This window comes from Massilia eburnea, assembly GCF_009720745.1.
In the GTDB taxonomy this organism is placed as follows: domain Bacteria; phylum Pseudomonadota; class Gammaproteobacteria; order Burkholderiales; family Burkholderiaceae_D; genus Rugamonas; species Rugamonas eburnea.
In genome coordinates this window covers 149,858-157,946 of record NZ_WNKX01000013.1, presented here as the reverse complement: position 1 = coordinate 157,946, position 8,089 = coordinate 149,858, and the positions used below count along the sequence as shown (strand labels likewise).

General features: G+C 66.5%; 6 protein-coding genes. 2 read left to right on the top strand and 4 right to left on the bottom strand.

All coding sequences use genetic code 11. From position 1 onward, the window contains the following. Together GM658_RS17675 and infA are read left to right on the top strand one after the other, a co-directional pair. The coding region (locus GM658_RS17675) for an MFS transporter (protein WP_155455369.1) at window positions 1-1,122 on the top strand (1,122 nt) is incomplete at its 5' end. Between the two features lie 253 nt (window positions 1,123-1,375). Then, complete coding sequence (gene infA, locus GM658_RS17670; protein WP_155455368.1) at window positions 1,376-1,639, top strand: translation initiation factor IF-1; 264 nt, start codon at window positions 1,376-1,378, stop codon at window positions 1,637-1,639. An 84-nt stretch (window positions 1,640-1,723) separates the two neighbouring features. On the opposite strand, the gene GM658_RS17665 is transcribed toward infA, so the two are convergent. The 4 genes from GM658_RS17665 to GM658_RS17650 form a co-directional block, all read right to left on the bottom strand. Beyond that, on the bottom strand, window positions 1,724-1,885 hold the full coding sequence (locus GM658_RS17665; protein WP_155455367.1) for a hypothetical protein: 162 nt from the start codon (window positions 1,883-1,885) through the stop codon (window positions 1,724-1,726). 172 nt (window positions 1,886-2,057) lie between these two features. Beyond that, window positions 2,058-3,665 (bottom strand): SEL1-like repeat protein, encoded by a 1,608-nt coding sequence (locus tag GM658_RS17660; protein WP_155455366.1) that lies wholly within the window; start codon window positions 3,663-3,665, stop codon window positions 2,058-2,060. 19 nt (window positions 3,666-3,684) lie between these two features. Continuing rightward, window positions 3,685-5,901, bottom strand: coding sequence for a putative bifunctional diguanylate cyclase/phosphodiesterase (locus tag GM658_RS17655; RefSeq protein ID WP_155455365.1), 2,217 nt, complete (start codon window positions 5,899-5,901; stop codon window positions 3,685-3,687). 7 nt (window positions 5,902-5,908) lie between these two features. Next, window positions 5,909-8,059 carry an HDOD domain-containing protein gene (locus GM658_RS17650; RefSeq protein ID WP_229416958.1) on the bottom strand — a complete coding sequence of 717 codons (2,151 nt, stop codon included), beginning with the start codon at window positions 8,057-8,059 and terminating at the stop codon, window positions 5,909-5,911. Window positions 8,060-8,089 lie beyond the last annotated feature (30 nt).

The following is an 8,089-nucleotide window of genomic DNA, read 5'->3' as shown; positions in this document are numbered from 1 at the left end:
GCACGCACCGCCGCAGCAAACGGTCCGACTGACGGCGACATCGCCGCCGCGCGCGGCGTGGTCGCCGGCCGTGGCGGCGCGGCCGCCCTTGCCGGCTTGAATATGCCCGCCGCCGCTGCCGCCGGCCCAGCAGAAGACCGCCTCTTCAGCCGCCGCTACATGCTGCCCTTCCTGCTGGCCTGCCTGATCCTGGCCTGCAACCAGGCAACCGGCATCAACTCCGTGCTGGCTTACGCGGTCAACATCCTGAACCAGGCCGGCCTGCCCGGCTCCACCGCCAACCTGGCCGACGTCGGCCTCAAGCTGCTGAATGCCCTCATGACGGTGGTGGCGGTGCTGCTGGTCGACCGCAAGGGCCGCAAGTTCCTGCTGATGGTGGGCAGCGGCGGCATCGTCCTGGCCCTCCTGATGGCCGGCCTGCTGTTCCGCAGCGCCGAAAGCCAACAGCGCGACGTGCGTGCCGTAGTAGCGGCGCAAGCCAAAGGCGACACCTTGTCGCTGCGCCTCGACGCCGGCACGCTGCAAGCGCTTGGCGCCCCGGCCGGAAAAGACGCAGCGCCCCAGCTGCTGACCGTGTCCTATTCCTACGGCCCCTTCACCAACGTGCAAACCCGCCGCAGCGACGACCCGACGCTGGCGCCGATGGTGCTCTCGCGCGAAGACACCGTGCAGCCCGACAGCGTGATCGGCGCCTTCTTCCGCGCCCTGCACCTGAATCCTTTCGCCGACCCGGCGCAAGGCCGCGATGCCCCGTTGCGTATCGAGCAGGCCCAGGTCGGCGCCCTGCCTTCAGCGGCGCATGGCTGGCAAGTGACGCTGGCGATCTGCCTGTTCGTCGCCAGCTTCGCGGTGGGCCCGGGCGTGTGCGTGTGGCTCGCCCTGTCCGAACTGATGCCGACCCGCATCCGCTCCAACGGCATGAGCATTGCGCTGCTGATCAACCAGTTCGTGTCCACCACCATTGCAGCGGTGTTCCTGCCGACGGTCGGCCAGCACGGCTATGCGGCGATGTTCTTCTTCTGGGCCGGCTGCACGGTGGTGTACTTCCTTGCCGCCGCCTTCCTGCTGCCCGAAACCAAGGGCAAGACCCTGGAGGAAATCGAAGCGCATTTCGTGCGCTGAAATAATTTTGTGCACCGCACAAAAGTGTGTTACACTGCGTTCTGTGGTGAAGTACTCGAGAGCTTCACCTTGTAGCACCAAACATAGGTCACAGGCCGGCACCTTGCAGATAGCATTGGCTGACCGCTTCGCACCGTGCAGATAGCACGGGCTGTAGCAGCGATTGAAATATTGGCATTACATTGAAACGAAGCCCGCAACAACGCGGGCTTTTTTTTCGTCTCCCTCGCCCCCCAATCGCAAAGGAAGCAGCATGGCAAAAGAAGAACTCATTGAAATGAATGGCGTGGTCACCGAGATCCTGCCGGAGCAGCGCTTCCGGGTAGACCTGGACAACGGCCACAAGCTGATCGCTTACACAGGCGGCCGCATGAAGAAAAACTTCATCCGCATTATTGCCGGCGACAAGGTAACGCTGGAACTGTCCCCGTATGACCTGAACAAGGGCCGCATCGTGTTCCGCCACATCGAACAGCGCGGCTCATCCAGTCCAAGGCCACAACAGCGCCGCCGCTAAGATTTAACTTGAAAGTCGGGGTCAGCTCTGGCAATCGGACATTTCGCGCAGCGAAATGTCCGATTGCCAGAGCTGACCCCGACTTTAATGCTGCAACTGCCGTGGCGGGATGCGCAGGCGCGCGCACAGGCGGCGCGCCTTGTCCAGCATGGCCGGGCGGAGGTTTCCGCCGCTGCGCTCGGTCTGCGCCAGCTGGATCCAGCACACGACACGCCGAACCTGGGCACGCTCCAGGTCGCGTTCCATTCAGCCATCCAAGTAGGCCGTGGACAGCATCAGCACGGCAATGATGCTGAAGAAATAAGTTTGGCCCCAGCGGTTGCCGATGTCGGCCTAGGTCAGCAGGAACACTGTGCCAAACGCTTTGCCGCGCGTAAAGCCGCCGAACCGCGCAGGTGCAGCCTGTCGTCGCTGGAGCTCACGCTGGCAGCAGTTCCGGTGCGGCGCGCAGGGCGGCCAGCTGGTGCGGGGCGAGGCGGGCGGCGGCGGCGGCGAGGTGACGCGCGGCGCTTTGTTGGCCGCTGCGTTCGGCCAGCGACAGCCAGCGCCAAGCCTGCTCGGCGTCGGCTTCCGCGCCTTGCCCGGAGAGGAACATCAGGCCGGCATTGAGCTGGGCGCGGGCATGGCCCTGGCGCGCTGCGGCCAGGTACCAGGACAGGGCTTGCTTGAAGTCGCGCGGCAGGCCTTGGCCATTGTCATAACGCAGGCCGAGCGTGAAGCAGGCCAGCGTGTGGCCTTGCTCGGCGGCCTTGCGGTACCAGGCGTTCGCTTGCGCCTGGTCGGGCGCGGGGCCGTCGTCGCGGTCGTGGATCTGCCCCAGCATGAATTGCGCGGCCACGTAGTCCTGCTCGGCGGCGCGGCGGAACCAGGCCAGCGCCTTGCGTGCATCCTGCGGCACGCCTTGTCCCGTTTCATAGCGCAGGCCGAGGTCGAACTGGGCGCGCAGATGGCCCTGGTCGGCGGCCTTGCGGTACCAGAAAATGGCTTCCTGCTGGTCGCGCGGCACGCCTAGGCCTTGTTCGTACAGCAGGGCGAGGTGGTATTGCGCGGCCGGGTGGCCGGATTCGGAGGCTTTGCGGTACCAGTGCGCGGCTTCGCGGTGGTCTTGCGCCACGCCCAGACCCTGGTCGTAGCGCTGGCCCAGGTTGTTCTGCGCGCCGGCGTGCCCCAGTTCAGCGGCGCGGCGGTACCACTGCAGCGCCAGCACTTCGTCGCGCGCTACGCCATTGCCGTTGTCGTAGATCAGGGCCAGGTTGAATTGCGAGCTGACGTGGTTCTGCTCCGCGGCCAGCGTGTACCACTTGATGGCGCGGGCGGCGTCGGGGGCGACGTCCTGCCCCTTGTCGTAGCGCAGGGCGAGGTTGAACTGGGCGGCGGCGTAGCCTTGCTCGGCGGCCTTGCGGAACCAGCCCAGCGCCTGCTTGCCGTCCTGCGCCACCCCTTGGCCGTTGTCGTAGCGCAGGCCGAGGTTGAACTGGGCGCGCGCGTAGCCTTGTTCGGCGGCTTTGCGGTACCACATGATCGCTTGCGCATAATCCTGCGGCACGCCTTTGCCGGTGTCGTACATCATGCCCAGGTTGTTCTGCGCGCCGGGGTCGCCCTGTTCGGCGGCCTTGGCGAACCAGTAGCGCGCCTGCTCGGTGTCCTGCGGCACGCCCTGGCCTTTGGCGTACAGCCAGCCCAGGTTGTATTGGGCGGCGGCGTAGCCCTGTTCGGCGGCCAGCTGGTACCAGTGCGCCGCTTCCGTGAAGTCGACGTCCACGCCCTGCCCTTTCTGGAACATCACGCCCAGGTTGTACTGCGCGTGTTCCAGGCCGGCGTTGGCGGCCTGGCGGTACCAGGCGACGGCCAGCTCGTAACTTTGCGCGACGCCCTGGCCGTTGAAGTACATGAAGCCCAGGCTGTGCTGGGCGTTGGCGACGCCGCGTTCGGCCAGCTGGCGCACGCGCAGGAATTCGGCCACGAAATGGCCTTCCTGCGGCGCTGCTGCGCGGATTTCGGCCTGGTTCGGTGTGCTGCGCTGCATGCTGCCTTGGTCCACCGCGTTATGCCTGCGCCAGGCGCGGGCCCGGCGCAAGGGCTGCCGATGGCGCCTCGGCCTGGTTCTGCACTGCCAGCACTTCCATGAAACTGGTCAGGGCGATCGGGCGGTAGTACAGGTAGCCTTGCATGGTGGCGCAGCCGTTGGCGGCCAGGTAGCGCGCCTGCACTTCGGTCTCCACGCCTTCGGCCACCAGGTGCAGGCCGAGGCCGCGCGCGATCGAGATGATGGCCAGGATCACGGGATAGTGGCCGTGCTCGTCGTGGATCTCCTTGACGAAGCTCTGGTCGATCTTGATGGTGTGGATCGGGAAGCGGTGCAGGTAGGACAGCGAGGAGTAGCCGGTGCCGAAGTCGTCGATGGCGACCGAGACGCCCAGCTGGCACAGCTTGTTCAGCTGCTCGATGGCGTACTGCGGGTTGCGGATGCAGATGTTCTCGGTGATCTCGACTTCGATCTGCGACGGCGAAATCTGGTAGCGCGCCAGCGCATTGCGCATCTTCTCGAAGAAGTCGCCGCGGTCCAGGTATTGCGGCGACAGGTTCAGCGACAGGCGGATATTGTCGGCCCCATTGGCGTTCCACAGCAAGAGGTCGCGGCACAGCGCGCCGATCATCCAGTCCGAGATCGGCAGCATCAGGCCGTTCTCTTCCGCGAACGGCAGGAATTCGCCGGCCGACAGCAGGCCGCGGGTCGGGTGGTTCCAGCGCATCAGGCCTTCGGCGCCGATGATGCGGCCGCTGGCCATGTCGACTTGCGGCTGGTAGTACATTTCCAGCTCGTTGTTTTCGAGCGCCTTGCGCAGCGACTGCTCCAGCACGATCTTCTGGTGCGACATGTCCTGCATCGAGGCGTGGTAGAAGCTGTGCCCGTTCTTGCCCTGCGCCTTGACCTGGTACATGGCGATGTCGGCGTGGCGCAGCAGCTCTTCGATCGAGTCGCCGTCGCTCGGGTAGACCGCGATGCCGATCGAGGCCGAGATGTGCACCACGTGGCCGTCGAGGTCGAAGGGCAGCTGCAGCGCTTCCTGGAACTTGTCGGCGATGGCCTTGGCGTCGGCGCGGTCGCGCAGCTCGGGCAGCACGATGGTGAATTCGTCGCCGCTGTGGCGCGCCAGCGTGTCGCCCTTGCGCAGGCATTCCTTCAGGCGCCGCGCGGCCTGCTGCAGCAGCTCGTCGCCTTTGACGTGGCCCAGCGTGTCGTTGACCAGCTTGAAGCGGTCCAGGTCGATGAACATCACCGCCAGCTCGGTGAGCTTGCGCTTGGCCTGGATCACGGCCAGGCCCAGGCGGTCCTTGAACAGGATGCGGTTGGGCAGGTCGGTCAGGATGTCGTGGTAGGCCTGGTAGGAGATCATCTCCTCGGCGCGTTTGCGGTCGGTGATGTCGCGCGCCACGCCGTAGGTGCCGAAGAATTCGTGCTTGGCCACTTGCTCGCCCGGCACATGCATGCCGATCGCGTTGAGCGAGATCGTCATCAGGGTGTTGTTGAAGGTGCGGTCGCCGGCGGCGCTGTTGTTGCACTTCAGGCGCAGCTCCACGTTGCGCGAGGCGCGCTCGTCGACCCGGCGCTCGTTGAAGACATAGCGTGCGCGCTCCTGGTCTTCGTCGTGCACCAGCACCGAGTAGTGGCGGCCGATCAGCTCTTCGCGCGGGTAGCCCAGCAGCTGGTAGGCGCGGTCGTTGACGAAGGTGAAGCAGCCTTCGTGGTTCAGGGTGTAGATGATGTCGGGCGAGCTGTCCACCAGGTAGCGGTACATCTTTTCCGAGTTTTCCAGGCGCTGGGCGATGCGCGTGTTCTCCACCGCCAGGCGGCGCTTCTGCAGCGCGTTCTCCACCGTCTTCAGCAGCTCGGGCGGGTTGTACGGCTTGCGCAGGTAGTCGTAGGCGCCGCGCTTTAGGGCGCCGATGGCCGCTTCGATGCCGGCTTCGCCGCTCATCACGATCACGTCGCAGTCGATCTCGCGCGCGTTCACGAAATCCATGATCTCGTGGCCGCTCATGTCGGGCAGGCGCAGGTCCAGCAGCAGCAGGTCGAAGCGCTGGCGGTTCAGCGCGGCCAGGGCTTCGGCGCCGTCGGTGGCGGTGACCAGCTGGTAGCTGTCCTGCACGCGCAGCAGTTCGTACAGGGAGGACAGCAGCCGCGGTTCGTCGTCGACCAGCAGCAAGCGTGGCTGGAATTCCGGTGCCGGAGGCTGGGGCGTCGGGAGGATCGGGTTCATGCTGGCCTTATACGGAATCCACCACGCCGCGCGCCTGCACCGGGGCGAGCTGGCTGGTGCTGCCGCGGGCCGGCAGCAGGAGTTCAAACGAGGTGCCATGGGCGCCGCTGCGGCAGCTGATCATGCCGTTCATTTTCTTGACCAGGCTGTGCACGATGGACAGGCCCAGGCCGTGATGCTTGCCTTCCTTGCTGCTCTTCACGGCGGTAAACAGGTTGGCCAGCACTTCCTGCGACAGGCCGGGGCCGGCGTCGCTCACCACCAGCTCGACGTAGAGCCGGCGTTCGCGGTTGACCAGGCCGCGGTTGGCGATCTCGATGCGGCCGCCGCCCGGCTGGGCTTCGATCGCGTTCTTGACCAGGTTGACCAGGATCTGCTTGAGCAGGTCGGCGTCGCCGTCGATTTCCTGCGGGCCGTCCTGCATGCGCGTCACCACCTGCACCGAGGCGGGCAGGAAGTCGGTGGCGCGGAACAGGCGCAGCACGTCTTCCACCACGCGCGCCACATTGGCCGCGCTGCCGCCGTCCGAGGGCTGCAGGTCGGCCAGGCCGTTGATCAAATGGCCGACGCGGTCGATTTCCTCGTTCAGGATCGACATTTCCGATACCACGGGTTCGCGCCGCGCCAGCTTGGCGTCCAGCACCGACAGGTAGTTCTTGATGATGGACAGCGGGTTGTTCACCTCGTGCACCACGCGCCGCGAGGCTTCACGGTATTCTTCGGCGACGTGGGCCACCTGGCGCCGCGTGTGGCCGCGCTCGGACAGGGCGGTTTCCAGCGCGTTGGCGGCCTGGCTGCCGAAAGCCTGCAGGAAGCGCTCCTTCTTTTGCAGCAGCGGCAGCTGCCAGGCCGGCAAGCCGCCCACGAGCATGCCCAGGCAGCGCTGGCCGGCCACCAGCGGCAGGCATACCAGGGCCTCGCTGCCGACGATGCGGAACAGCTGCTCTTCGGCGATGCCGACGCCCGCGGCGGCGCGCGTGGCGAAGGCCAGCTGGCGGCCGTTGGCGGCATCGGCCAGCAGCCCCGGTTTGCTCAGGGCCACGCTGAATTCGGCCAGGCGCTGCTGGGCTTCGCCGCCGCCGGCGCCCTGCAGCGCGTGGCCGGTCGGGCTCTCCAGCAGGATCACCGTGCTTTCCAGGTCGAACAGGATGCGCGCGGAACGGGTCATGGCGTCCAGCATGCCGGCTTCGCCCTGCTGGCGCGCGAAGCTCTGGCCCATTTCCTGCACCAGCACCATATTGCGCACTTCTTCGGACAGGCGCGCCTGCACCGGGTCGACCGGGGCCGGCGGCGCGGCGGGCGGCGCCGGCAGGTCGTCGGCGCCGGCCAGGTCGATGCCCAGCGCTTCGGCGGCGCGCGCCACCTGGCGTGCGGCGGACTTGACGAAGGCGTCCAGCTTGTCCTCTTCGATGCCGCACAGCGCGGCGGCATCGGCCGCGGCGGCCGGCATGTCGGCGTGGTAGCACAGCTGGTGCGCCAGGCGCACGATGCGGATCAGCGGATGGGCCGCTTCCAGGCGCGGCACCGGCTCGTGGTGGTACAGCACGGAGTCGGCCAGGAAGGAGTCGAGGTTCCAGCGCTCGATCAGCCAGGCGCCCGCTTCGGCGTGGGTGATTTCCAGCGTGCGCTGCTCCACCGCGCACAGCTCTTCGTCGTCGCGGGCGGTGAAGTTGTAGGCGTATTCTTTCGGCGCGGTGGCCAGCAGCGCCAGGCGGCCGACATTGTGCAGCAGGCCGGCCAGGTAGGCTTCTTCCACGTGCGGGTAGTCGAGCACGCGCGCGATGTCGCGCGCGATGACGGCGGTGGTGAGCGAGCCTTTCCAGAAGGCGCGCAGGTCGGTGCTGCCGCTGTGCGGGAAGTTGTTGAAGGTCTGGAACACCGACTCGGAGATCACCAGCGTCTTGATCATGTCGGTGCCCAGCGAGACCAGGGCCTGCTCCAGGCCCAGCGCGCGGTTGTGGCGCTGGTAGGCCGAGCTGTTGGCCACCGAAAGTATCTTGCTGGCCATCCCCGCATCCTTGGCGATCAGCGCGGCCAGCTCCGGCATGCCGGCATCATCGGCTTGCAGGAGCTCAATCAGCTTGATCAGGATCTGCGGCATGGCGGGCAGCCGCGCGATCAGCAAGCGATTGCGGATGTCTTGGTCGGGGTGTTGCATTAGGCTCTGTTCCTGCTTGCAATCCACTGG

What these genes read in the sequence shown, in the direction of transcription:
- infA (WP_155455368.1), top strand. Translation starts at nt 1,376, where the DNA reads ATGGCAAAAGAAGAACTCATTGAAATGAATGGCGTGGTCACCGAGATC.
- GM658_RS17660 (WP_155455366.1), bottom strand. Translation starts at nt 3,665, where the DNA reads ATGCAGCGCAGCACACCGAACCAGGCCGAAATCCGCGCAGCAGCGCCG.
- GM658_RS17665 (WP_155455367.1), bottom strand. Translation starts at nt 1,885, where the DNA reads ATGGAACGCGACCTGGAGCGTGCCCAGGTTCGGCGTGTCGTGTGCTGG.
- GM658_RS17650 (WP_229416958.1), bottom strand. Translation starts at nt 8,059, where the DNA reads ATGCAACACCCCGACCAAGACATCCGCAATCGCTTGCTGATCGCGCGG.
- GM658_RS17655 (WP_155455365.1), bottom strand. Translation starts at nt 5,901, where the DNA reads ATGAACCCGATCCTCCCGACGCCCCAGCCTCCGGCACCGGAATTCCAG.